Source organism: Streptomyces sp. NBC_00209, assembly GCF_045206345.1.
Lineage (GTDB): Bacteria > Actinomycetota > Actinomycetes > Streptomycetales > Streptomycetaceae > Streptomyces.
The window spans coordinates 338,741-362,653 of the sequence record NZ_CP108121.1 but is presented as its reverse complement, the minus strand read 5'-3'; the positions used below and the strand labels follow the sequence as shown (position 1 = coordinate 362,653).

At 72.8% G+C, this 23,913-nt stretch carries 22 protein-coding genes and 1 riboswitch; of the genes, 13 read left to right on the top strand and 9 right to left on the bottom strand.

Annotated features, from left to right (window positions below):
* The first annotated feature begins 103 nt into the window (after positions 1-103).
* From shc to OG867_RS01645, 7 genes are all read left to right on the top strand, one after another.
* Positions 104-2,110, top strand: coding sequence for a squalene--hopene cyclase (shc, locus tag OG867_RS01675; RefSeq protein ID WP_406281874.1), 2,007 nt, complete (start codon positions 104-106; stop codon positions 2,108-2,110).
* The gene (locus tag OG867_RS01670) at positions 2,107-2,757 is read left to right on the top strand and encodes a 1-hydroxy-2-methyl-2-butenyl 4-diphosphate reductase (RefSeq protein WP_328903684.1); all 651 of its coding nucleotides are present in this window, start codon (positions 2,107-2,109) and stop codon (positions 2,755-2,757) included. Before shc ends, OG867_RS01670 begins: the two co-directional genes overlap by 4 nt.
* A gap of 5 nt (positions 2,758-2,762) precedes the next feature.
* Positions 2,763-3,782, top strand: coding sequence for an adenosyl-hopene transferase HpnH (hpnH, locus tag OG867_RS01665; RefSeq protein WP_406281871.1), 1,020 nt, complete (start codon positions 2,763-2,765; stop codon positions 3,780-3,782).
* An 82-nt stretch (positions 3,783-3,864) separates the two neighbouring features.
* On the top strand, positions 3,865-5,793 hold the full coding sequence (gene dxs, locus OG867_RS01660) for a 1-deoxy-D-xylulose-5-phosphate synthase (RefSeq protein ID WP_328903686.1): 1,929 nt from the start codon (positions 3,865-3,867) through the stop codon (positions 5,791-5,793).
* A complete protein-coding gene (locus OG867_RS01655; protein WP_328903687.1) occupies positions 5,790-7,187 on the top strand; it encodes an aspartate aminotransferase family protein in 1,398 nt (465 codons plus the stop codon). Before dxs ends, OG867_RS01655 begins: the two co-directional genes overlap by 4 nt.
* 62 nt (positions 7,188-7,249) lie before the next feature.
* Positions 7,250-7,858 (top strand): XRE family transcriptional regulator, encoded by a 609-nt coding sequence (locus tag OG867_RS01650; RefSeq protein WP_328903688.1) that lies wholly within the window; start codon positions 7,250-7,252, stop codon positions 7,856-7,858.
* A 43-nt stretch (positions 7,859-7,901) separates the two neighbouring features.
* Entirely contained in the window at positions 7,902-8,078 is a 177-nt protein-coding gene (locus OG867_RS01645; RefSeq protein ID WP_328903689.1) for a DUF6126 family protein, read from the top strand.
* A gap of 11 nt (positions 8,079-8,089) precedes the next feature.
* On the opposite strand, the gene OG867_RS01640 is transcribed toward OG867_RS01645, so the two are convergent.
* Positions 8,090-8,902, bottom strand: a complete 813-nt coding sequence (locus OG867_RS01640) for a tyrosine-protein phosphatase (protein ID WP_328903690.1) — start codon at positions 8,900-8,902, stop codon at positions 8,090-8,092.
* Between the two features lie 407 nt (positions 8,903-9,309).
* A riboswitch (cyclic di-AMP (ydaO/yuaA leader) is annotated at positions 9,310-9,465 on the top strand.
* A 3-nt stretch (positions 9,466-9,468) separates the two neighbouring features.
* Between OG867_RS01640 and OG867_RS01635 the strand changes: the two genes are divergently transcribed.
* Together OG867_RS01635 and OG867_RS01630 are read left to right on the top strand one after the other, a co-directional pair.
* Positions 9,469-10,377 carry a peptidoglycan DD-metalloendopeptidase family protein gene (locus tag OG867_RS01635; protein WP_406281865.1) on the top strand — a complete coding sequence of 303 codons (909 nt, stop codon included), beginning with the start codon at positions 9,469-9,471 and terminating at the stop codon, positions 10,375-10,377.
* Positions 10,378-10,560: 183 nt separating this feature from the next.
* A complete protein-coding gene (locus OG867_RS01630; protein WP_328903692.1) occupies positions 10,561-11,415 on the top strand; it encodes an SGNH/GDSL hydrolase family protein in 855 nt (284 codons plus the stop codon).
* Positions 11,416-11,433: 18 nt separating this feature from the next.
* On the opposite strand, the gene OG867_RS01625 is transcribed toward OG867_RS01630, so the two are convergent.
* Genes OG867_RS01625 through OG867_RS01600 form a run of 6 tightly spaced genes read right to left on the bottom strand, consistent with a single transcriptional unit; the run spans position 11,434 to position 17,577 of the window.
* Positions 11,434-12,327, bottom strand: coding sequence for an STM4011 family radical SAM protein (locus OG867_RS01625; RefSeq protein WP_328903693.1), 894 nt, complete (start codon positions 12,325-12,327; stop codon positions 11,434-11,436).
* Between the two features lie 7 nt (positions 12,328-12,334).
* Positions 12,335-13,684: an STM4012 family radical SAM protein gene (locus tag OG867_RS01620; RefSeq protein WP_328903694.1), complete on the bottom strand. Its 1,350-nt coding sequence runs from the start codon at positions 13,682-13,684 to the stop codon at positions 12,335-12,337.
* Entirely contained in the window at positions 13,681-14,493 is an 813-nt protein-coding gene (locus OG867_RS01615; RefSeq protein WP_328904531.1) for an STM4013/SEN3800 family hydrolase, read from the bottom strand. The genes OG867_RS01620 and OG867_RS01615 overlap by 4 nt, the downstream gene beginning before the upstream one ends.
* Positions 14,494-14,524: 31 nt before the next feature.
* Positions 14,525-15,670 carry an STM4014 family protein gene (locus OG867_RS01610; protein ID WP_406281860.1) on the bottom strand — a complete coding sequence of 382 codons (1,146 nt, stop codon included), beginning with the start codon at positions 15,668-15,670 and terminating at the stop codon, positions 14,525-14,527.
* Entirely contained in the window at positions 15,651-16,622 is a 972-nt protein-coding gene (locus OG867_RS01605; RefSeq protein WP_406281857.1) for an STM4015 family protein, read from the bottom strand. The genes OG867_RS01610 and OG867_RS01605 overlap by 20 nt, the downstream gene beginning before the upstream one ends.
* Positions 16,623-16,629: 7 nt before the next feature.
* Complete coding sequence (locus tag OG867_RS01600) at positions 16,630-17,577, bottom strand: STM4015 family protein (RefSeq protein ID WP_328903697.1); 948 nt, start codon at positions 17,575-17,577, stop codon at positions 16,630-16,632.
* A 173-nt stretch (positions 17,578-17,750) separates the two neighbouring features.
* Here OG867_RS01600 and OG867_RS01595 point away from each other — a divergent pair, with 173 nt between their 5' ends.
* Together OG867_RS01595 and OG867_RS01590 are read left to right on the top strand one after the other, a co-directional pair.
* The gene (locus tag OG867_RS01595) at positions 17,751-18,077 is read left to right on the top strand and encodes a hypothetical protein (protein ID WP_018100127.1); all 327 of its coding nucleotides are present in this window, start codon (positions 17,751-17,753) and stop codon (positions 18,075-18,077) included.
* A 91-nt stretch (positions 18,078-18,168) separates the two neighbouring features.
* Positions 18,169-19,173, top strand: a complete 1,005-nt coding sequence (locus OG867_RS01590; protein WP_406281852.1) for a DUF6745 domain-containing protein — start codon at positions 18,169-18,171, stop codon at positions 19,171-19,173.
* A 16-nt stretch (positions 19,174-19,189) separates the two neighbouring features.
* Here OG867_RS01590 and OG867_RS01585 read toward each other — a convergent pair whose 3' ends face one another.
* Complete coding sequence (locus OG867_RS01585; RefSeq protein WP_328904532.1) at positions 19,190-19,780, bottom strand: TetR/AcrR family transcriptional regulator; 591 nt, start codon at positions 19,778-19,780, stop codon at positions 19,190-19,192.
* A gap of 88 nt (positions 19,781-19,868) precedes the next feature.
* Positions 19,869-21,077: a Glu/Leu/Phe/Val dehydrogenase dimerization domain-containing protein gene (locus OG867_RS01580; RefSeq protein ID WP_406281849.1), complete on the bottom strand. Its 1,209-nt coding sequence runs from the start codon at positions 21,075-21,077 to the stop codon at positions 19,869-19,871.
* 328 nt (positions 21,078-21,405) lie between these two features.
* Between OG867_RS01580 and OG867_RS01575 the strand changes: the two genes are divergently transcribed.
* Positions 21,406-22,674 carry an MBL fold metallo-hydrolase gene (locus OG867_RS01575; RefSeq protein ID WP_406281846.1) on the top strand — a complete coding sequence of 423 codons (1,269 nt, stop codon included), beginning with the start codon at positions 21,406-21,408 and terminating at the stop codon, positions 22,672-22,674.
* Between the two features lie 106 nt (positions 22,675-22,780).
* A complete protein-coding gene (locus OG867_RS01570) occupies positions 22,781-23,776 on the top strand; it encodes an ArsR/SmtB family transcription factor (RefSeq protein WP_406281843.1) in 996 nt (331 codons plus the stop codon).
* Positions 23,777-23,913 lie beyond the last annotated feature (137 nt).

Genomic DNA, 23,913 nt, shown 5'->3' with positions numbered 1-23,913 from the left:
CTATCTGGTCCATATGACTCGCAGTCGCCGGCCGGTGCCCGCACGGGCGCCGGCCGACGGAGACCCCAGCACAGCAGAGGACCACCTGCACGAAGGGGAAGCCATGACAGCGACGACCGACGGAAGCACCGGGGCCGTTGACCCCCGCGCAGCCTCGGCCAGGAGAAAGACAACCGAATCAACGATCGCCGCGGACGGTGTACTCGCCGCCGCGCGGCGGGCCGCGGAGCGCTCGGTGGAGCATCTCCTCGGCAGGCAGGACGAGCAGGGCTGGTGGAAGGGGGACCTCGCCACCAACGTCACGATGGACGCCGAGGACCTTCTGCTCCGTCAGTTCCTCGGCATCCAGGACCCCGCCACGGTCCGGGCGGCCGCGGGATTCATCCGCGGCGAACAGCTCGGCGACGGGACGTGGGCGACCTTCCACGGCGGCTCCGCGGACCTCTCCACCACCATCGAGGCGTACGTCGCGCTGAGGCTGGCGGGGGACCGGCCGGAGGACCCGCACATGGCCCGCGCCGCGGGCTGGGTCCGGGAACAGGGCGGCATCGCCGCGAGCCGGGTCTTCACCCGGATCTGGCTGGCCCTCTTCGGCTGGTGGAAGTGGGACGACCTGCCGGAGCTCCCCCCGGAGCTGATGTTCTTCCCGAAGTGGGTCCCGCTCAACATCTACGACTTCGGCTGCTGGGCCCGCCAGACCATCGTGCCGCTCACCATCGTGTCGGCGAAGCGGCCGGTCCGGCCCGCCCCCTTCGCCCTGGACGAGCTGCACACCGACCCCGCGAACCCGAATCCGCCCAAGCGCCCCGCGCCGGCACGGAGTTGGGACGGACTCTTTCAGCGGCTCGACAAGGCGCTGCACGTCTACCACCGGTTCGCGCCGCGCCGGCTGCGCCGGGTCGCGATGAACGCCGCGGCCCGCTGGATCATCGAACGCCAGGAGAACGACGGCTGCTGGGGCGGCATCCAGCCACCCGCCGTCTACTCGGTCATCGCCCTGCACCTCCTCGGCTACGACCTCGAACACCCGGTGATGCGGGCGGGCCTCGAATCGCTGGACCGCTTCGCCGTGTGGCGCGAGGACGGCACCCGCATGATCGAGGCGTGCCAGTCCCCGGTCTGGGACACCTGCCTGGCCACCATCGCGCTCGCCGACGCCGGGGTCGCCCCCGACCACCCGGCGCTCGTGCGGGCGGCGGACTGGATGCTCGCCGAGGAGATCGTCCGGCCGGGCGACTGGGCGGTGCGCCGGCCCGGACTGGAGCCCGGCGGCTGGGCGTTCGAGTTCCACAACGACAACTACCCCGACATCGACGACACCGCGGAGGTGGTCCTCGCCCTGCGCCGGGTCCGCCACCCCGACCAGGCCCGGGTGGACGCCGCGATCGAGCGCGGTGTGCGCTGGAACATCGGCATGCGGTCCCGCAACGGGGCCTGGGGCGCCTTCGACGCGGACAACACCAGCCCCTTCCCCAACCGGCTGCCCTTCTGCGACTTCGGCGAGGTCATCGACCCGCCGTCCGCCGACGTCACCGGGCACGTGGTGGAGATGCTGGCCGTCGAGGGCCGCGCCGAACACCCCGTCACCCGGCGCGGCATCGAGTGGCTGCTGTCCGAACAGGACGTGAGCGGTGGCTGGTTCGGGCGCTGGGGCGTCAACTACGTCTACGGGACGGGGTCGGTGGTCCCCGCGCTGACCGCCGCCGGGCTGCCCCCGTCGCACCCGGCGATCCGGCGCGCGGTCGAGTGGCTGGAGTCCGTCCAGAACGACGACGGCGGCTGGGGCGAGGACCTGCGCTCCTACAGCGAGGAGAAGTGGATCGGCCAAGGGGCCTCCACCGCGTCCCAGACCGCCTGGGCACTCCTCGCGCTGCTCGCCGCGGGGCGGCGGGACACCGTCGCCGTGACCCGGGGCATCGCCTGGCTCACCGAGACCCAGCAGGCCGACGGCTCCTGGGACGAGCCCTACTTCACCGGCACCGGGTTCCCCTGGGACTTCTCCATCAACTACCACCTCTACCGGCAGGTCTTCCCGCTCACCGCACTCGGGCGGTACGTGCACGGCGACCCGTTCGCGGGCCGCACGCCGACGCGCGAGGGGGCCCGATGACAGAGGCCGGGCCGGCCGCCCCGCTGCTGATCGCCTGCGCGCTCGGCATCGAACAGTTCGCCCTGCGCACCGGCCGGCGGAGGGCGGTGGACGCCCCGGAGCGGGTCACCGTGCTCCGTACCGGCATGGGCCCCAGGGCGGCCGAGACCGCCGTGGCGCGCGCGCTCGGCCAGGACGGCGGGGCGCCGGACACCGCGGTCATCGCCTCGGGGTTCTGCGCCGGTCTCGCGCCCGGGATGCACCCGGGCGACCTGGTGGTGGCCGAGGAGACCCGGGCCGCCGGGGACCCCGTCCCGTGCACCGGTGCGGAGCTGCTGGCCGAGGCACTGGCCAGGGCCGTACCGGGGCGCACCGTGCACACCGGCCCGCTCACCGGGTCCGACCATGTCGTCCGGGGACATGAGCGGGCCGAACTGCGGGCCACCGGGGCGATCGCGGTGGACATGGAGTCCGCCGCCACCCTGCGCACCGCCCTGCGGTCCGGGCCGCGCCCGGTTGCCGCCGTACGGGTGGTCGTGGACGCTCCGGAGCATGAGCTCGTCCGCATCGGCACGTTCCGCGGTGGAATATCGGCCTTCCGCGTTCTTCGTGCCGTCCTGCCGGCTTTCTATGAATGGCACCGATCTTTGCTGCTCCCCAGGAGGTGAGCTAGATGGCCATGCCGCTTCGTCAGTCCATCAAGGTTGCGACGTACCTCATTGAACAAAAGCTCCGCAAGCGGGACAAGTTTCCGCTGATTGTCGAGCTGGAGCCGTTGTACGCCTGCAACCTCGCCTGCGAGGGCTGCGGGAAGATCCAGCACCCGGCCGGAGTCCTCAAGCAGCGCATGCCCGTGGCCCAGGCCGTCGGCGCCGTGCTCGAATCGGGCGCCCCGATGGTCTCCATCGCCGGCGGCGAACCGCTGATGCACCCTCAGATCGATGAGATCGTGCGCCAGCTGGTGGCGAAGAGGAAGTACGTCTTCCTCTGCACCAACGCGATGCTGCTGCGCAAGAAGATCGAGAAGTTCACGCCCTCGCCCTACTTCGCGTTCGCCGTGCACATCGACGGACTCCGTGAGCGGCATGACGAGTCGGTCGCCAAGGAAGGGGTGTTCGACGAGGCGGTGGCGGCGATCAAGGAGGCCAAGCGGCGCGGCTTCCGGGTCACCACCAACTCCACCTTCTTCAACACCGACACCCCGCAGACCATCATCGAGGTGCTCAACTTCCTCAACGACGACCTCAAGGTGGACGAGATGATGATCTCGCCCGCCTACGCGTACGAGAAGGCTCCCGACCAGGAGCACTTCCTGGGCGTCGAGCAGACCCGGGAGCTGTTCAAGAAGTCCTTCGCCGGCGGCAACCGGAGCCGGTGGCGGCTGAACCACTCGCCGCTCTTCCTGGACTTCCTGGAGGGCAAGGCCGACTTCCCGTGCACCGCCTGGGCCATCCCCAACTACTCCCTGTTCGGCTGGCAGCGGCCCTGCTACCTGATGAGTGACGGCTACGTGCCGACGTACCGGCAGCTCATCGAGGACACCGACTGGGACAAGTACGGCCGGGGCAAGGACCCGCGCTGCGCCAACTGCATGGCGCACTGCGGCTACGAACCCACCGCCGTCCTCGCCACCATGGGCTCCCTGAAGGAGTCCCTGCGTGCCATGCGCGAGACCGTCGGCGGCAACGGCTGAGCCGCGGCACCCGGCCGGGCTCCCGCGCGGAGCCCGGCCCTCACCTTGAGCAGGAACAGGACCACAGAGAGGGGGCCCGGGAATGGCGCTGCTGCAGAGCATCCGGGGGCCGCACGATCTGAAGGCACTGAACGCGTCACAACTCGGCGAACTCGCCGATGACATCCGCACGTTCCTGGTGCAGGCCGTGGCCAGGACCGGGGGCCACCTGGGCCCCAACCTCGGGGTGGTGGAGCTGACCATCGCCCTGCACCGGGTCTTCGACTCGCCCGTCGACCGCATCCTGTGGGACACCGGCCACCAGAGCTACGTACACAAACTGCTCACCGGGCGCCAGGACTTCTCCAAGCTGCGCGGCAAGGGCGGGCTCTCCGGCTACCCGTCCCGCGAGGAGTCCGAGCACGACGTCATCGAGAACTCGCACGCCTCCACCGTCCTCGGCTGGGCCGACGGCCTGGCCAAGGCCAACGAGGTGCGCGGACGCGGCAGCCACGTCGTCGCCGTCATCGGGGACGGGGCCCTCACCGGCGGGATGGCCTGGGAGGCGCTGAACAACATCGCCGCCGCCAAGGACCGCCCGCTGATCGTCGTCGTCAACGACAACGAGCGCTCGTACGCACCCACGATCGGCGGTCTCGCCCGCCACCTCGCCACCCTGCGCACCACCGACGGCTACGAACGCTTCCTGTCCTGGGGCAAGGGCCTCCTGGAACGGACCCCCGTCATCGGGCAGCCGCTGCACGGAGCACTGCACGGGGCCAAGAAGGGCTTCAAGGACTTCGTCGCCCCGCAGGGCATGTTCGAGGACCTGGGGCTCAAGTACATCGGCCCGGTCGACGGGCACGACACCGCCGCCGTCGAGGCCGCCCTGCACCGCGCCAAGGGCTTCCGCGGCCCGGTCCTCGTCCACTGCATCACCGAGAAGGGCCGCGGTTACGCCCCCGCCCTGCGCGACGAGGCCGACCGCTTCCACACCGTCGGCGCGATGGACCCCCTGACCTGCGTCCCGCTCGTGCCCGCCGCCGGCCCGTCCTGGACCTCCGTGTTCGCGGACGAGATCGTGGCGATCGGGGCGGAGCGCCCGGACGTCGTCGCGCTCACCGCCGCGATGCTGGACCCGGTCGGGCTGACGAGGTTCGCCGAGGCGTTCCCGGACCGCGTCTGGGACGTGGGCATCGCGGAGCAGCACGCCGCGGTCAGTGCGGCGGGGCTCGCCACGGGCGGGCTGCACCCGGTCGTCGCCGTCTACGCCACCTTCCTCAACCGGGCGTTCGACCAGCTCCTGATGGACGTCGCCCTGCACCGGTGCGGGGTCACCTTCGTCCTGGACCGGGCCGGAGTCACCGGGCCCGACGGCGCCTCGCACAACGGGATGTGGGACCTGTCCGTGCTCCAGGTCGTGCCCGGGCTGCGGATCGCGGCCCCGCGCGACGCGGACCGGCTGCGCGAGGAACTGCGCGAGGCGGTCGCGGTGGACGACGCGCCGACCCTGGTGCGGTTCCCGAAGGAGTCGGTCGGGGAGGCGTTCGAGGCGGTCGCCCGGATCGGCGGGATGGACGTGCTGCGGCGCGACGAGGACGCCGATGTGCTCCTCGTCGCCGTCGGTGTGATGGCCTCCGTCTGCCTGCGTACCGCCGAACTCCTGTCGGGCGCCGGCATCCGCTGCACCGTGGTGGACCCGCGCTGGGTCAAGCCGGTCGACGCGACGCTGCCGCCGCTCGCCGCCGCCCACCGGCTCGTCGCGGTGGTCGAGGACAACAGCCGGGCCGGGGGCGTCGGTTCGGCGGTCGGGCAGGCGCTCCGGGACGCGGGCGTCGACGTACCGCTGCGCACCTTCGGCATCCCCGAGCAGTTCCTCGCGCACGGCAAGCGGTCCGAGGTGCTGGCCGACATCGGGCTCACACCGGTCGAGATCGCGGGCCGGATCAGCGCCGTCACGGCCGCCCGGAAGGCGGCCGGCGGCACGGGGCAGGACGCTCCGGGCAACGGGCACAAGGAGAGCGGGGCATGAAGGACGACGAGCCCAAGGGCTTCGATCTGGCGCGGCTTCTCGCCGAGCGCGGCGCCGAACGCTACGAGCTGCACACCAGACACCTCAACCACCAGCTCCCGCGCATGCTGCACACCATCGGCTTCGACAAGGTCTACGAGCGGGCCGAGGGCGCGCACTTCTGGGACGCGGACGGCAACGACTACCTCGACATGCTCGCCGGATTCGGCGTCATGGGGCTCGGCCGGCACCACCCCGTCGTACGCAAGGCGCTGCACGACGTCCTCGACGCCTCGCTCGCCGACCTGACCCGTTTCGACTGCCAGCCGCTGCCCGGGCTGCTCGCCGAGAAGCTGCTGAGCCACAGCCCGCACCTGGACCGGGTGTTCTTCGGCAACAGCGGCACCGAGGCCGTCGAGACGGCTCTCAAGTTCGCCCGGTACGCCACCGGCCGGCCCCGCGTCCTCTACTGCGACCACGCCTTCCACGGGCTGACCACCGGTTCGCTCTCGGTCAACGGCGAGGGCGGCTTCCGGGACGGCTTCGCGCCGCTGCTGCCCGACACCGCGATCCCGCTCGGCGACCTCGCGGCGCTGAGCAGGGAGCTGAAGCGGGGTGATGTCGCGGCCCTGGTGGTGGAGCCGATCCAGGGCAAGGGGGTGCTCGCCGCGCCGCCCGGCTATCTGCGCGAGGCCCAGGAACTGCTGCGCAAGCACAAGGCCCTCCTCATCGCCGACGAGGTGCAGACCGGCCTCGGCAGGACCGGCGACTTCTACGCGTACCAGCACGAGCCAGGGGTGGAACCGGACCTCGTCTGCGTCGCCAAGGCGCTCTCCGGCGGCTATGTCCCGGTCGGGGCGACGCTCGGCAAGGACTGGATCTTCAAGCGCGTCTACTCCTCGATGGACCGGGTCCTCGTCCACTCCGCGAGCTTCGGCTCCAACGCCCAGGCGATGGCGGCGGGGCTCGCGGTGCTGTCGGTGATGGAGGACGAGGAGACCGTCGCGCACGCGCGCCGCACCGGCGACCTGCTCCGGGAGCGGCTGTCCGCGCTCGTCGGGCGCTACGAGCTGCTGCACGAGGTGCGGGGGCGCGGGCTGATGATCGGCATCGAGTTCGGCCGCCCCACCTCGCTGAAGCTGCGCAGCCGCTGGACCATGCTCCAAGCGGCCCGCAAGGGGCTCTTCGCGCAGATGGTCGTCGTGCCGCTGCTCCAGAAGCACCGCATCCTCACGCAGGTCTCCGGCGACCACCTCGAAGTGATCAAGCTGATCCCGCCGCTGGTCATCGATGACGCGGACGTCGACCGCTTCGTGGAGGCGTTCACCGCCGTCATGGACGACGCGCACAGCGGCGGGGGACTGATGTGGGACTTCGGGCGGACCCTGGTGAAGCAGGCCGTCGCCAACCGCTGAGGCGTTTTTGCCCCTGAGGCAATAAATTTGCCTCAGGGGAAAGTCTTTGGCCCAATGGAGGCATGAACCCTCCGGACGACCTGGCGGCCGGTGAGCTGCCCGGTGTCGCGCCACGCCTGCGCGATCTGCGCCGAGGCCGTGGTCTCACCCTGGAGACCGCGGCCCAGCGGGCCGGGCTCTCGCCCGCCCATCTCTCCCGGCTCGAAACGGGCCGACGCCAGCCCTCGCTGCCGATGCTGCTCCAGCTGGCCAGGATCTACGGTACGACGGTCTCCGAGCTCCTCGGCGAGACGCCCCCGGAACGGGACGCGATCGTCCGCGGCCGCCCGTTCGAGGGCGCGGCCGCCGACGGCTGGCTGTACCAGCAGGCCGGCGGCTCCGGCCGGGCGATGCAGGCGCTGCGCGTCCGCGTTCCGTACGGCGCCCAGGGCGACCTGGTCCGCGTCCACCCCGGCGAGGAGTGGCTGTACGTCCTGACCGGCCGCCTCCGGGTGACGCTCGGCGAGACGGTGCACGACCTCGCGCCCGGTGACGGCGCGCACTTCGACTCGCTCACCCCGCACCGGATCGCGGCCCCCGAACCCGAGGGCGCCGAGCTGCTCTTCGTCCACACCCTGCTGCAGAGCCCCGCCGCCGACCTGTGCCTCGGCGGCCAGGTCCACCGCGGCTGAGACGTTCCCGCCGCCGGAGCCCCGGCAGCCAGAGAGGCCAGTCATGCCTGATTCAGAGCACTACGACCCGCTCACCCCGGCCCCGCGCCCCGGCGCCGACAGCCAGGAGAAGAAGATGCCGCGCGGACTCGTCATCCGGCTCTTCGCCTACCTGGTGGCCGGGCATGTCATCGCCGCGTTCCTCTATCTGCTCTTCGCGGTCGGCATGCACAACCAGTAGGCGGGGCCGCCTCAGCTCTCGTCGAGGAGCCGTTCGCGCAGCTGCTCACGGGTGGCGGGCGTGAGCTTCAGCCCTTCGGTGAGATAGCGGTCGGTGCCGCCCCAGGTCTCGTCCATGGCGGTGAAGGCCGCGGCGAGGTAGTCGGGCTGGGCGCCGAAGAGCGGGTTGAGCAGCTCCAGCACCTCCGGGGACATCCCGGCCGACGAGGTGTCGCTGCGCCGGATGCGGTAGCGGCGGTGCGCGTCGTTCGACTTGAGGTAGTCGGCCTCGATGGTCTCCCGCCCGACGCCCACCGCCAGCAGCGTCACCGCGATCGAGAGCCCCGCCCGGTCCTTGCCGGCCGCGCAGTGCATCAGGGCGGGGACGCTGTCCTCGGCCAGGGCGTGCAGCACCCGGCTGTGCTCGGCGGTGCGCTCCAGGATGATCGAGCGGTACGAGGCGACCATGCGGCTGGTCCCCTTGCCGTCGGCCAGGATCGAGCGCAGCTCCGCCATGTCGCCGTCGCGCACCATCCGCCAGAACTCGGCGCCGTCCGCCGGGTCGCTGAGCGGGATGCTCACATTCCGTACGCCCGGCAGATCGATGTCCAGGCCGTCCAGCTTGTGGTCGGCCGCGTTGCGGAAGTCGAAGACGGTGTGCAGGCCGAGCCCGCCGAGGAAGGCCGCGTCCTCGGCCGTGGCGTGCGCCAGGTGCCCGCTGCGGTAGAGCCTGCCGTGGCGCACCCGGCGGCCGTCGGTGGTGGGCAGACCGCCTACGTCGCGGAAGTTGCGGACACCGGTGAGAACGGGCTCCGTCGGCGGGGTCTGCGGCAGCTGCTGCGTCACGGTCACTCCTGGAGGCTCTGCCCCGGCGCGTGTCGCCGACGGGCCCACGACCGCGACGATACGACATCGGTTCCTGGGGCAATCATCTCGGCCGCCCGCTCCGGTGCGGACGATGGCCACGACATGTCCGTATTGCCGGATTATGTAGAACTTGCCCTGGTTGTGCGGGAGATGATCACCCGCTCGTGAGCGGGATCATATCCGTGACGGTGTGTGGTGGCGCCCCGGCTGGGTACTCCCCGCGCCGCGCGGAAAGCCAAGATCCGTAATCCACGGAGTGTGACCGGAATTCCGAGCCGCAATTCCGGTGCGGAATCCGGCGCCGAACATGTGGCTTGTTTCCGCCGTCCCGGCTCGCTTACGTTCCATGCCATCCGGATGGAACGCCCAATCCTGCCGCCGTCCGGAATTCGCACTCACTCACCGTGTGGCAGGAGCGGGGGAACCAGGTAAGCCGCCGACCGGGACGACCGGACGGCTAGGGGTGAAGTCGCGCCAGGCGCGGCCGGGCATCTCCAGCCCGAACCCGACAGCTCACCTCGCAGGCGCCGGAGAGGAAATTCTTCATGCCCAATTCGGGTAAGCACCGCCGTCCCAAGTCCAGCACCATTGCCCGTGGCGTCGTCGCCGCGAGCGCCGGCGGAGCCGTCATCGCGCTTCCGCTGCTCGGCGCCACCGGTGCCCACGCCGCGGAGCAGTCCGCACCGGCCACGTCGAAGTCGGCCGCCGCGCACACCGCCCCGGCCAAGCCCGCGAAGAGCGCCGGCACCACCACGTACTCCGTCGTCTCCGGCGACTACCTGTCGAAGATCGCGGCCCAGCACCACGTCGAGGGCGGCTGGCACAAGCTGTACCAGGACAACCGCGAGGTCGTCGGCGAGAACCCGAGCCTGATCTTCCCGGGCATGAAGCTGACCCTCGGCGCCAAGGCGGCCCCCGCCGCCACCACGTCCGAGGCCCCCGCCAAGGCCGCGCCGAAGGCCGAGACGAAGACCGCGCCCAAGGCCGAGACCAAGACCGAGACGCAGACCGAGGCCAAGACCGAGGCTCCGGCCGCACAGGACAACGCCTCCGGCTACGTCCACCCGGTCCCGGGCAACCACACCACCGCGTACCGCGCCTCCGGCGCCAGCTGGTCCAGCGGCAGCCACACCGGCATCGACTTCCCCGTCTCCACCGGCACCAGCGTGAAGGCCATCACCTCCGGCACCGTCGTCACCGCCGGCTGGGGCGGCGCCTACGGCAACCAGGTCGTCATCAAGCACGCCGACGGCCACTACTCCCAGTACGGCCACATGTCCTCGCTCTCCGTCTCGGCGGGCCAGACCGTGACCGCGGGCCAGCAGGTCGGCCTCTCCGGCTCCACCGGCAACGCCACCGGCCCGCACCTCCACTTCGAGGTCCGCACCGGCCCGGAGTACGGCTCGGACATCGACCCGATCGCCTACCTGGCGTCGCACGGGATCACCGTCTGATCCAGGCACCACCGGCCCGGTGATCCGGGTCGCTGAACGACACAGAGGGACGGCGCACGGCGGTGCGCCGTCCCTCTGCTTATTCCCCCTTTACCGAAAACTGACCGGGTGGTTTATCTCACCACCCGTCAACCCCTTATTACGGTCGCGTAGGTCACATTCCGGGGTGCAGGATATGCGGTTGTGGCAGACGATTCGAACAACCTTCAACAGGGCGCCATCGACCGACAGGGCGCCATCGGGTCGTACGCGGCGATTGGCGACAGCTTCACCGAGGGAGTCGGCGACGCCGGCCCGGACGGAACGTTCGTCGGCTGGGCCGACCGGCTCGCGGTACTTCTCGCGGACCGGCTCCCGGAGCCCGGCCCGGCGACCCGGGCCGAGGGCTCACCCGTTTCCGCGCACGGGGACTTCCGGTACGCCAATCTCGCCGTACGAGGACGCCTCCTCGACCAGATAGTCGAGGAGCAGGTGCCCCGCGCCAAGGAACTCGCCCCCGACCTGGTGAGCTTCTGCGCCGGCGGCAACGACATCATCCGGCCGGGCACCGACCCGGACGACGTGGCCGAACGCTTCGAGCGGGCGGTCGCCGACCTCACGCGGTCGGTCGGCACCGTCATGGTCACCACCGGCTTCGACACCCGCGGCGTCCCCGTGCTGCGCCATCTGCGCGGCAAGATCGCCACCTACACCGCTCACGTCCGGGCCATCGCCGACCGCTACGACTGCCCGGTCCTCGACCTGTGGTCGCTGCGCTCCGTGCAGGACCGGCGCGCCTGGGACGGCGACCGGCTCCACCTGTCGCCCGAGGGCCACACCCGGGTCGCGCTCCGCGCCGCCCAGGTCCTCGGCCTCGACGTGCCGGCCGACCCGGACCAGCCGTGGCCGCCGCAGCCGCCGCGCGGCACGCTGGAGATCCGCCGCGACGACATCCACTGGGCGCGCGAATACCTGGTCCCGTGGATCGGGCGGCGGCTGCGCGGCGAGTCCTCCGGGGACCACGTCGAGCCGAAGCGGCCGGACCTGCTGCCGCTCTGACCGGCCCCTCCGCTGTCCTCAGTCGCCCCGTGACCGCGTCGCGGCGACCGGGGACAGCGGCAGCACCTCCGGGACCCGCTCCAGGACCCCGCCCGCGAAGACGTCGTACAGCGGCAGCGTCTCCAGGTGCACATAGCCGATGTGGCAGTCGCAGACGGCGAGCGGGCAGGCCCGCGGCCCCAGCGCCCGCCGGTAGCTCCCGTCGTACAGATTGCCCAGCTCCGCCCGGACGAAGTGGCAGCGGCGCACCGTGCCCTCCCCGTCCACCGAGATCACCGACTCACCGGTCCGGCAGGGCAGCCCCGCCGAGCGGTGCGGATGGCGGCTGTACGGGAACAGCGGGTCGATCGCCGTCCACCGCTCCGCCTCCTCGTCCGTGTAGGTGTGCCCCTCGGCGGCGTTGACCCAGAGGTAGACCTCCTCCGGGAGCGCCGCGCGCAGCCGCCGCGCCTCGCCGAGATGGGCGTCGAACCCGACGACGCCCACGCTGTGCCGGACCCCGAGGTCCCTCAGCTCCGCGCACCGGCCGAGGAAACGCTCGTACGGCGTCTGCCCCGGGTGGTACGTGCACCACAGCGCGATCCGTTCGCGGGCCGCCTCCGGAGCCTCGGCCAGCCACCGCGTACGGCCGCTCAGGTTCGTCTGGATCGCGACCCGGCGTACGTGCGGGAGGCCCGCCAGCTCCACGATCGCCCTGCGGTACCAGGACCGCACCAGGCCCTCGCCCCACGGCGTGAACAGCACCGAGATCCGGTCACCGGTCTGCGCCGCCACCCACGCGGTGAACCGTTCGAGCGCCGCCCGGTCCGCCCGCAGCTGATCCGGGCTGTCGCGCCGCTTGGCGAAGGGGCAGTACGGGCAGTCGTAGTCGCAGGAGGCGAGCGGGCCCCGGTAGAGAATCGTCAGGTCCACGGGTCCCTCACTTCAGCTCGTAGGCGGCCATCGCGGCCCGCACGGCGGGGGAGAAGAGCTCCGGGCCCAGCGCGTCCGAGTACGCCAGCCCCTCCGGCGACAGCCGCAGCAGCCCCTGCGCCCCCGCGTCCAGCCAGCCCCGGGCCTCGAACCGGGCCAGCTCCTCCGGGAAGTCCTCGTACGGCGAGGTGCCGAACCGCTCGCGGTACTCGTCCACGGCCATGCCCTGCGCCTGGAGCACCGACTGGAGGAGATGGCGGCGGCGCGCCTCGTCCCCGTCGGTGTACCGCCCGACCTCGGCGCGGGAGAAGTCCGCGGTGGCCGTGTAGGCGTCGATGATGCCCCGCACCTCGCTCATCCGGACCGCGTAGTCGAAGGAGTAGTGCAGCCGCGAGGTGTAGGAGCGGGCGCCGCAGCCCAGGCCGATCATGCCGTCCGTCTGGCAGGCGTAGTCGTCGGGGCCCTCCGCGCGCGGGGCGTCGGCGCGGCGGAACATCCGCATCGACACCTGCTCGTAGCCGTGGGCCAGGAGGTGGTCGCGGCCGGCCCGGTAGAGGCGCAGGCGCTGCTCGTCCCAGGCCGCGTCGGACTCGCTCTCCGACAGCCGGCCCAGCGCGGTCAGCGGACGCTTGTAGAGCGGGTAGAGGTACAGCTCCTCCGGACGCCAGCGCAGCGCGGCGTCCAGCGAGGTCTGCCAGGTCCGCTCGGTCTGGCCGTCTATGCCGTAGATCAGATCGATGTTGAGCACGGGTATGGAGGTGTCCCGGATGAGGCCGAGCGCCTGCTCCACGTCGGCGGCGTGCTGCGGGCGCACCGCCGCGCGGGCCTCGGCCTCCACGAAGGACTGCACCCCGATGCTGATCCGGGTGGCGCCCCGCTCGGCGAGCACGGCGAGCCGGTCGGCGGTCGCGGTGGACGGGGACGTCTCCACGGACAGCGGGACGGACCGCAGATCGGCGCCCATCCGCTTCTCCGCGATGTCGCACAGCCGCTCCAGCTCGCCCGCCGTCAGGAAGGTGGGCGTGCCCCCGCCGAACGCCGCCGCGGCGAACCGTACCGGCTCCGCGTCGCCCAGCGCGTCCCGTACGGCGCCCGCCTGCCGGTCCAGCGCGTCGAGATACCGCGAGGTCAGCTCGTCGGGGGCACCGATCCGGGTGAAGAGGTTGCAGAAGCCGCAGCGGACCTCGCAGAACGGGATGTGCAGATAGAGGGAGAGCGCGTCCTTGCGTTCCCCGGCCCACAGCTCGCTCAGCCCGGGCCGCCCGCCGGGCCGCTCGGCGAGCGGGCGGTACGCCGTCTTGTGCGGATAGGCGTACACATAGCTCTCGTACGGGCGGACGGTGTGCGTCACGGTCATCGGACGGCCCCCGGTTCCAGGAAGAAGTGGGCGTACGGGACGGTCCAGACGGACTCGTGACCGAGCCGGTGGCCGGTGTAGCCGTCGTCGCCGTAGGCCGTGCCGTGGTCGGAGCAGACGATGGCGAAGGCGCGGCGGCGGCTGCTCGCGGCGGCGAAGAGCCGGCCGATGTGGGCGTCCACGTATTCCAGGGCGGCGGCGTGCGTCGCCCGGCTGTCACCGGCGTCGCGGGTCGCCCCGGCCCGGTGGAACCAGTTCGGCTGGTGGAGCGCGGAGACGTTGACGAAGAGGAACAGCCGCTGCTCGGGCGGCAGGGCGGCGACCACCTCCTCGGCGCGGGTCACCTGCGCCTCGAACGAGGTGGACGAGGGCACCCCGAACTCCGGCTCCCAGTGCGCCTCCTGGAACATCCCGGGGAGCACCGAACCGAGCGGCCCCCGAAGGTTGAAGAAGCCCACACCACCGATGCACACCGTGCGGTAGCCCTCCTTCGCGAGCCCCGACACCAGGTCCGGGGTGTCGAACACGAAGGTGCGCTCCGCCGTGGTCTCGCTGCCGGCGAACCGGGCGGCGAACAGCCGGGGGTGCGGCCCGGGCGCGGCCGGGGTGGGCAGGAACCCCGCGAACATCGCCTGGTGGGAGGCATAGGTGAAGCTGCCCGGGGCATGCCGCTTCTCCCAGACGCCGCCCGGCAGATGGCGGGCCAGATGCGGGATGCGCCCGGCGGCGGCCAGCTCGGCCGCGACGTCGTACCGCAGGGTGTCCAGGGTCACGAACAGCAGGTCGTGGCTGCCCACGATCTCGCTCATGTCGGGGTCGGGGCAGTGCGCGGAGCTGTGCTCAGGGGGTGGTGCTGACACGGTCGTTCCTTGCTCGTTCCAGTACGGCGGCGATCTGCGCCGCGTAGGTGTCCAGGCCCTCGGCGCCGCTGCCGGGCAGGCCCGTGAGCCCGGGCAGCAGATCCCCGAAGGCGTTGACCTCGCCGACGGCGAAACGCCGCCAGCCGGTCAGGGGCAGCAGGTCGACGCCGACGCACAGGGTGTCCGGGAAGGCGGCGGCGGCCCGCTCGCAGATCGCCAGGGCCTCGTCCCAACTGCCGCCCGCCGCCTCGATCGCCGCCCGCACCCCGGCCAGGTCGCCGCGCGCCCCGCCCAGGTGCAGATTGGTCATCGGCGAGGCGCTGGTGCGCACCACGGCGTGGGTGGCCCGGCCCGCGACCACGACGACGCGCAGATCGGCGGCCCGGCCGCGCTGGGTGGCCTTGGGCAGCCAGCGCTCGATGTGCAGCCCGTCGGGCGCCAGCGCGTCGATCACCGCCGCGATCTCGCGCTCCGTCGTGCAGCGGCGGACCCGCAGCGAGTTGTGGAGGCGGCCGGCCGGGTCCCGCTCGACGGAGGTGGCCGCCCGGATCCTCCCCCCGCCCGCCGTCTCCACGGCCAGCACCCCGGAGGCGGACGAGCCGTGCGCGGGCTTCACGAACACCCGGGGCATGCGGTGGGCGGCCATCAGGTCCCGTACGTCGTCCCAGCCGTGCACGGGGGCCCCGGCCGGTCCTGAGGTCGGGGACGCGGGAACGGGGACCCCGGATGCGTCCAGCACCCCGTGGCACAGCCGCTTGTCGAAGAGCGTGGCGATGTCCGCCGGGCCGTCCAGCAGGTGCGCGCCGGCCTCCTCGGCGGCCCGCGCCACCTCGCGTACGGCGGTGGTGAACCGCGCGTACCAGAGGGCCGAACCCTCCACCCGGGTCGGCTCGTCGGCCCCGCGCAGCAGCCGGTCCACCTCCGCGTCCTCGCCGGGTGACTCGATGCGCACGGTCTCCCCGGGCAGGAAGCGCGCACCGTCCGCCAGCACGTCGAGCCAGGGCACCGTACGGGCTTCGGGCAGGCCGGCGGCGGCCACCGCGTCCCGGAAGAGGTTCACCCGGCGGCTGCCCGGATTGCCGACGACCGCGAGGCGCGGCGGGCCGCTACTCACTGACCGCGACATAGCGGGGCTCGTCATCCCTGGGGTCCCAGTAGTCCGCCTCGGAGAGGTCCACGTGGACGTCGTCGCGCCCGGACAGCTCCTTGAAGCGTTCCCTCACCTCGTAGCTGAGGTAGTGGTGGTGCAGGTCCAGGCTGTCCAGATGGGTGAGCGGCTGTCCTTCGAGAAGGGCCAGGCCCCCCGCGTCGCTGAGCGTGCCCATCGACAGCGCCAGGGACTCCAGCTGCGCCACGACCGGGGCGGAGGCGACCGCCACGGCGATCTCGTCCTGGATCTCGCTGTTCTGGAGCCCGAGATGACGCAGCCGGGGGAGGGTGCCCCCGGACAGCAGGGGAGCCATGTCCGCCACCGTGGCGTCCCCCGCATACCACTGGGAGCCGAGCCACAGCTCCAGCCGCTCCAGCGCGGGCAGTTCGCAGGCGCCGACCGCGCGCACGACATGACCGGGCAGCCCGCCGGACTCGAAGCGCAGGGCCTTCAGCGCTTCGTGCCGCACGGGGCGCAGCTCCAGCGTCTCCTCGTCCAGCCCGCTGCCACCGCCTCGTACGACCAGCTCCTCCAGGAGCGGGAACGCCCGGAGGACCGGCGTGATGTCACACATCTGGAGCCACGACACCTCGCACTCCTCGCCCACGACATCGGCGAGGAAGAGAGCGCGCAGCGCCGGGAAACGGGCCGCGTCCGAGGTGATCAGCTCGACCACGGGCGCCAGGGAGGTGTAGTCGCCGTCCCACCAGTGGCCGATCACCAGGGCACGGACCTGCGCCGGGTCGACCTTCTCCAGGAAGTGCTGCCAGACCACGGCGAACTCCTGCCCCTCCCAGCCGCAGTCCAGCCGCCAGGCCATGGCGTCCGGCGTGGGCAGCGTCGCGGGCCACGGGCTGTCGTCGCCCGGCCCCGGCAGGGTGAAGACAGGCAGGTGGTGGAAGGAGCAGGGGTGGTCGATGCCGGTCATCGCGTCGTCACTCCGACACCGTGACGTACCGGCCCGCCGGGCCCCGGTTGTCCCACGGCTCACAGCGCTCCGAGAGGTCCACCCGGACCCCGTGCGGCGCCAGCGCCTCGGTGACGCGCTGCTCCATCGGCTCGGTGAGGAAGTGGTGGTGCAGGTCCAGCACGTCGAGATGGGTCAGCGGCTGGCCTTCGAGCAGCGCGGCCGCTCCCTCGTCCCCGAGCGTGCCGCAGGACAGGTCCAGGGTGCGCAGCCGGGCCACCAGCGGGGCCGAGGCCACCGCGGTCGCGATCTCGTTCTGGATCTCGCTGTTGCGCAGGCCCAGGTGGTGCAGGGCGGGGAAGCGCGTCCCGGCGAGCAGCGGCGCGAGGTCCGACACATCGGCGTCTCCACCGTACGCCGAGACGCCGAGCCAAAGGTCCAGCCGCTCCAGCGCGGGCAGTTCGCTCTCCAGGACACCGCGCACCACCTCGCGCGGCAGCCCGCCCGTCTCGATGGTCAGCGCCCGCAGCCGTTCGTGCTTCGCGGCCGGGAACACCAGCTCGGAGCCGCCGCGCACACCCAGCTCCACGAGTGCGGGGAAGGCATCGAGCAGCGCGGTGACATCGCTCTGCTCGATCCAGGAGATCTCCGCCTCCTCCATCGTCAGATCCCCGACGAACACCGCCTCAAGAGAGGTCAGCCGGTCGGCGGCCGCGATGACGAGACCGATCGGATACGAGGACTTCTCCTCGTACGACTCGCCCCACTGCCCGATGATCAGGGCCCGGACGCCCGCCGGATCGACCTCCGCCAGGAAGGCGTCGAACTCCTCCTCCCAGGTGCCCTCGTCCTCGTAGGCGTCGATCGACACCCGCCAGGCGGCGGCGTCGGCGGCGGGCCGGGGGCCGCCGTCCGTGCCGGACTGGAAATCGACGGCCGGAAGGCCGAGCAACTCGTGAAGGTGGTCCACGGACATGCCCTGAGCTCCTGATGACGGCGACGGATTGATGTCCGCAAGGTCTATCAAGGCCCACTGACAATGCCGCGACCGCCCCCGCCGGGACGGCTCGGCGGCCGATTGTCAGACCCCCGCCGTAGCGTTTTCGATGTGGCCGGCACACCGGGTGCCACCACGGAGGGGAGAGGTCCGTGTACCGGCAGGGCGATGTACTGATCGTGCCACTGGAGGAGTCGGCGGTGCCCGCGCACCTCCTGGAGGCGGCGGGCGAACTGCGCGACGCACGGGGCCGCCTGGTCCTCGCGCTCGGCGAGGTCACCGGACACGCGCACGCCGTGCCGGGGCCCGGCCGGCTGATCCGGGAAGGCGGGGTGTTCGGTCCGATGCTGCTTCACCTCCCCGAGGGCGGGCGCGTGGTGCACGAGGAGCACGCGACGATCCCGCTGCCCCAGGGCTGGTTTCGCGTGGTGCGCCAGCGGGAGTACGCGCCTGGGGCGGTCCGCATCGTCGCCGACTGAGCGACGGCCGGGCGCGCGGGACAGGCGGGACCGCAGGGTGCGGGATCAGGGAATCAGAGCGGAACAGCGGAATCAGGGGACGGGGAAACCGATGCAGTACGTGGACTCTTGGCGGGCCGTGGCGGCGGCGACGGGCGGGGCGGACCGGGCGGCCGCCGAGGACGGGGTGCGGCTCGCCTACCGCGGCGCGGGTCTGGCCGAGCCGGCGGAGTTCGTCTGGGCCGGCTCGCCCAGGGAAGCCGTGGAGGCCGTCGGGAAGCTGACCGGCCAGGGGCGCTCGGTCCGCGACGAGGTGCGCACCCGCCCCTGGGCGGAGGAGCGGCGCCGGGTGTACGACGCGTTGGGCCCGGCCGGCTGGTCCGCCCTCTGGTCGGCCACCGGTGCCCAGCTCTGGGAGACCACGGCTGGCCTCGCCGAGCGGATACGGGCCGGAGTGGTCGCCGACCTCGCCGGTGAGGACACCGACGCCGAGTCCCGGGTGCGCCTGGTCCTGCTCGACGCGGTGCTCGGGCAGCACGACGCGGCGTGGCTCGCCGCCTTCTACGGCCGGGGCAACCGGCTCGACGGACTTGCGGCGGTGGCGCGGAACGCGGGCTGGTGGTGGCCCTACGAGCGGGTCGTGGTGATCTGCGAGCGTCCGGAGGCCCTGCACCGCGACGAGGCGGGCCGCCTCGACCGGGGCGACGGACCGGCGCTCTCCTACCCGGACGGCTTCGCGCTGTACGCCTGGCGCGGGATGCCCGTGCCCCGGGAGTTCCTGGCCGAGCTCGCCGCGCTGACCCCGGCCCGCATCCGCTCCGAGGAGAACGCGGAGCTGCGCCGAGTGATGCTGGAGTACTACGGCTACGACCGCTACCTCACCGAGTCGGGCGCCGAACCGGTCCACCGCGACGAGACGGGCATCCTCTGGCGGATCGCGCTCGCCGATGACGAGGACGTCGTCATGGTCGAGGTGGTCAACTCGACGCCCGAGCCGGACGGCGCCCATCGCACGTACTGGCTCCGGGTCCCGCCCACGACCAGGACCGCCAAGGAGGGAGTCGCCTGGACCTTCGGCCTCCACAGCGACGTCTACGAGCCGCTTCAGCAGACCTGACCGGGGGAGCGGGAGGTCAGGCCGTCAGGGCCTCGTGGTCGATGCCCAGTTCGCGGGCGAGCGCCTGCTCGGTCCACTCCAGCATCGTGGCCCGGGACAGCGGGCCGTTGTACGAGGTCATCTGCACGGCCAGCCCGTCCAGCAGGGCGGTCAGCCGCCAGGCCACGGACATCGGGTCGTCGCAGTGGAACTCGCCCGCCGCCGCGCCCTCCTCGATGACCTCGGCCAGCTCGGCCTTCCACTGCTGGTCGAGATCGCCGGCCACATTGCGCAGCGCCGGGTCGCGGAGGGAGGCCGTCCAGCCCTCGATCCACAGCCGCCAGCCCTTGGCCTGGCCCGTCGGCGCGTACCAGCGGACGGCCGCGCGCAGCCTGCGTACGGCGGTCGTGCGGCGGCCCAACAGCTTGCGCAGATGGGCGAGATCGCTCTCGGCGGCGTGCGCGAAGGCGGCCGCGACCAGCTTCTCCTTGGTGGAGAAGTGATACAGCACGAGTGCGTTGCTCACGCCGAGCACGGACGCCACATCGGCGATCCGCACGGCCGCGACACCGCGCACCTCGATCTGTTCGACGGCGGCGCGCAGCAACTCCTCGCGCCGCTCCGCCACTCCCAACCGCACTCTTGCCACGCGGTCACCCTAACCAATGCCCGCCCGGATCAGGGCGGGCGGACCGGAGGCGGACCGGCGGCCCAGGTCAGCGGTACCAGCCGAAGCGCTCCGCCATCACCGGCAGCCGGTCGGCGGCCACCGCGTGCGCCGCCGCCCGCGGTGAGCAGCCGTCAGCCGCCGCGCGGGCCAGCACCAGGCCGACCAGCTCGCGCATCGCGCGCCGGGTGTGCGCGAACGCCTCCTCCGCGTCGGCCCGGATATCGCCGAACAGGGTCCACCACCACCAGGCGTTGGTCCCGGAGTTGACCACCACATCGGGCAGCACGGTGATCCCGCGTGCCGCGAGCAGCGCCTCGGCCTCCGGCAGCACCGGCATGTTGGCGGCCTCCACCACCCAGCGGGCCCTGATCCCGGCCTGGTTCACCCCGTCCACGGCGTAGGACACGGCGGCCGGGACGAGCACCTCCGCGTCCTGCGCCAGCCAGGCGTCGGCCGGCAGCTCCCGGTCACCGGCGCGCAGCGCGCCCCGGTCCACGGTGCCGTGCGCGTCCCGCGCGGCGAGCAGCGCCTCGACGTCGAGTCCGGCCGGGTTCGCGATCGTGCCCTTGACGTCGGCGACGGCGACCACCCGGAGCCCGGCCCGGGACAGGAAGCGGGCGGTCGCCCCGCCCATGGTCCCGAGCCCCTGGAGCGCCACCCGCGCACCCTCGTACGCGACCCCGTCCCGGTCCAGCGCGGCGAGCGCCGCCTCGGCGACCCCGCAGCCGCCGACCAGCTCGTCCAGGCCGATGCCGTCCACCTCCAGGGCGAAGGCGTCGGCCAGCCGGCGCCGGGCCCCGGCCTCGTCATCGAGCAGCGGGTAGACGGCCTGCACGGTGGAGACGAGCCCCGCCTCCGCCGCCGCGCGGTCCACCAGGTCCTGGGAGAGGCCCAGGTCCTCACCGGTCGTCCAGACGCTCTCGATGTACGGGCGCATCGCCCGCAGGTAGCGGACCAGGACGCCGTAAGCCGCCGGGTCGCGCGGGTCGCAGTCGATGCCGCCCTTGGCGCCGCCCAGCGGGATGTAGCGGGCCCCGGGCCGGTCGGCGTCGAAGTGCAGGGCCTCCTTCATCGTCATGCCCCGGGCGAGACCCGCCACCTCCTCCAGCGTGCAGCCCGGGCGCATCCGCAGGCCGCCGCTGGACACCCCGCGCACCAGCCGGTCCACCACGAGGTGGCCCCGGCAGCCGGTGGCGTGGTCGGTCCAGGTCAGCGAGATGAGCGGGGCGGGCGGGGACACCGGAGGCGTCGTCATCGGGAGTGCTCCTCGGTCACTGTCGGCGGGCGGTCCCGGGCGGGCGGGCCACGGCCCTGGGCGGGCGGGTCCGGCGGGCCGGCGTCACCGGCCACATTACTGAACCGTCGGTCAGTATTGGGAGCCGGGGCGCCCCTGTCAACGCGGCCTCCGCCGCCGCGCGGCCCCGGTGGCCGGAACGCGCCTGTATTGCGGGAGGCGAGCACGTGTACGGACAGCGACGGGGGTAAGGCGGTCGGTGCGGAACGCCACCCACCCGGGTGTTCCGCTCTCGCACTGTCGTACCCCTTGTCCATAATGGGACGACCCCGACTCCTCAGGAGACCCCGTGACCGGCGCTGACCACAGGCTTCCGCTCCGCACCCGGCTGCGTGCGCTGCGCCCCGCTGCCTTCGGGGCCGACCCGGACGGCGCACGCATGGAGCGCATCCGCCGTTCCCCCCACTTCGCCGACGGTGTCTTCCAGAACCCGGTGGGCGCGCGGATCAGACCCTCCGGCTCCACCCTTGAGTTCGCCCGGGTCTACTTCCGCAAGGAGGAGCGGGCGCTCCGGGCCCCCGCCGCCCCGGTGCCCGTGCACGCCACGACCGTCGCCGACCTCGCCAGGCCGCCCGCCTCCGGGCTCCGGATCACCTGGATGGGGCATTCCAGCGTCCTCGCCGAGATCGACGGGCGGCGCGTGCTGTTCGACCCGGTCTGGGGCGAGCGCTGTTCCCCCTTCGCGTTCGCCGGGCCCCGGCGCCTGCACCCGGCCCCCGCGCCGCTCAGCGCCCTGGGGCCGGTCGACGTGGTGGTGATCTCGCACGACCACTATGACCACCTCGACCTCCCGACGGTCCGCGCCCTGGCCCGTACGGACACGGTCTTCGCGGTCCCGCTCGGCGTCGGCGCACACCTGGAGCGCTGGGGCGTCGCGCCCGACCGGATCCGCGAGCTCGACTGGAACGAGACCACGACGGTCGGCGGCATCAGCCTCACCGCCACCCCCGCCCGCCACTTCTGCGGACGCGGCCTGCGCAACCAGCAGCACACGCTCTGGGCCTCCTGGGCCGTCGCCGGGCCCGTGCACCGGATCTACCACAGCGGCGACACCGGATACTTCCCCGGCTTCCGGACCATCGGCGCCGAGCACGGCCCGTTCGACGCGACCATGATCCAGATCGGCGCCTACAGCCAGTACTGGCCCAAGGACCGGACGGACAGCATGCCGGAGCCGGGCGCCTGGCCCGACATCCACATGAGCCCCGACGAGGGCGTGCGCGCCCACCTCGACCTCCAGGGCGACGACCCCGGCGCGGGCGTCATGCTGCCGATCCACTGGGGGACGTTCAACCTCGCGCTGCACCCCTGGGCCGAGCCCGCCGAGTGGTCGATGCGCGCCACCCGGTCCGTGGGCGTCACCATGGCCGCCCCGCTCCCCGGCCAGCCGTTCGAGCCCGCCGATCCGCCGGCCGTCGAGCCGTGGTGGCGCGCCGTCGCCGCCGAACCGGCCCCCGGCTGGGGCAACTGGCCCCCCGTCCACGTACAGCTCCACGAACCGGCGGACCGTCCCGCGCCGGACGCCGGCAGGGACCGCGACCGGGCACCCCAGCCCTGAGGTCCCCGAGGCGTACGTCCCGGACGGGGCGGGCGGGGCGTACGCCGGGCGGTGAGGTGAGCACGGCTTCCGCCGACGAGACGGTCACGTCCTCAGGGGGGCGGCGATGCTGCGGGTGCACTTCACCTCCGACGACCTCGCACGGGTCCGGGTGGCGCCCGGCCCCGATTTCCTCTGGGAGATCAGCAACAGTGTGCAGACCCTCCAGCGGCGCGACGGCGAGCGGGAGTTCGGCGCCTGGCGGCGCTGGGTGCGGCCCCGGCTCTCCGGCAGCCCGCGCCTGCTCTCCCGCCTGCTGCCGCCGCGTGGCTACTCACCGGACTTCCTCACACCGACGACCGGCGACCGGGACTCCCTCCAGGCATCCGTCGACGTCCTGCTGAGCACCCCGCGCCCACGGCTCCGGGCCGAACTGGCCCGGCTCGCCACCCCCGTACGGCTGCCGGGCTGGCTCGGGGAGCTGGCCGGCGGCGACGCGGAAGCCCTGCGCGAGCTGGGCGGAGCCCTGCGTACGTACCAGAGGGAAGCCCTCGCACCGCACTGGCGCCGGGTGCACGCCGACATCGACGCCGACCGCGCCCTGCGGCTGCGCAGTCTCCTCGAAGGCGGCACCGAAGGGCTGCTCGCCGGACTCGGGCCGCAGTTCCACTGGCGGGCGCCCGTCCTCGAAGTGGCCTACCCCGTCGACCAGGACCTGTGGCTGCGCGGCCGGGGCCTCGTGCTCCAGCCGTCGTTCTTCTGCTGGCCCACCCCCGCCACCCTGGCGGACGGCGAGCTGCCACCCGTGCTGGTCTACCCCATCCACCACACCCCCGACTGGTGCGTCCCCGCCCGGGGCACCCGCCCCGCGCCCGGGTCCGGGCCCCTCGGACCGCTCCTCGGCCACACCCGGGCCGGTGTCCTGCGCGCCACCCGCACCGGCTGCTCCACCCTGGAGGCGGCCCGGCTCCTCGGCGTGACCCATCCCGCCGTCAGCCAGCACCTGAACGTGCTGAGGGAGGCGGGGCTCGTCACCACCGTGCGCCGGGCCGGGCGCTCCTTCCACGTCGCGACCGCCGAGGGGCGCACCCTGCTGGCCGCCGAGGACCCGGCCCCGGCGTGACGGCACGTCACCTGCGCGTGTAAGCGCCGGCTTCCGTTCCTTGCGGGCCCCACGGTGGCGGGACCACCCTGGTGGCCTGCATCGCACGGCCGCGCACACACCCGCGCGGCCGCTTCGCACCCAAGGCCCGTCCCCCC